The sequence below is a fragment of the Zhongshania aquatica genome (genome assembly GCF_027257955.1).
GTDB lineage: Bacteria > Pseudomonadota > Gammaproteobacteria > Pseudomonadales > Spongiibacteraceae > Spongiibacter > Spongiibacter aquatica.
Genome location: NZ_JANZNQ010000106.1, coordinates 1 through 504, shown reverse-complemented (window position 1 = coordinate 504; position 504 = coordinate 1). Strand labels below are relative to the sequence as shown.

Sequence of the window (504 nt, the reverse complement as noted above, 5' to 3'; positions counted from 1 at the left end):
CAAATGTAAATACGTAATCCATAACAACATCAACCTTTCCGCTTCCACTCATCATCCCACCCATCAAGGAACATTTGTGCGCTAATTTTGTCTGGATCGCGACTTTCGGATCGACGCTTTTCCTCAAGGTGTATAGCAAGTGAAAGATAGATAATTGCTGATCTAGCGAGCTTTAGCTGGCGAATTGTCTTACTTATCAGATCATCAACTGAAATATCGAATATTCCCGTCTTTGGAGTTTCCATGTAGTTGGGAGACACAGCCCTACAAAACCCGTCATGAACAGACACGAATTTATGCTCAAGATGATTTCTTAATTCATATAAATCTTTAGAATCAGGCTCTGTCGCTTCTCTGAAAGAGTTTTCAAAAATGTCTGTTGATTTGCATTTAAAACTGACCCAGGATTTGCATCTAAAATTGACCCACCCTGATGGCCAGATTATGGCCTAGATTTTACTTCTTTGCTGCCTTCAATTCCTCCTGTTGCGTTGTTGAGTGTTT

At 40.1% G+C, this 504-nt stretch carries 1 protein-coding gene; it reads right to left on the bottom strand.

The features are described 5' to 3' along the window. Window positions 1–29: 29 nt before the first annotated feature. On the bottom strand, window positions 30–374 hold the full coding sequence (locus O9X78_RS20860) for an LA2681 family HEPN domain-containing protein (RefSeq protein ID WP_269621606.1): 345 nt from the start codon (window positions 372–374) through the stop codon (window positions 30–32). Between the last annotated feature and the right edge of the window lie 130 nt (window positions 375–504).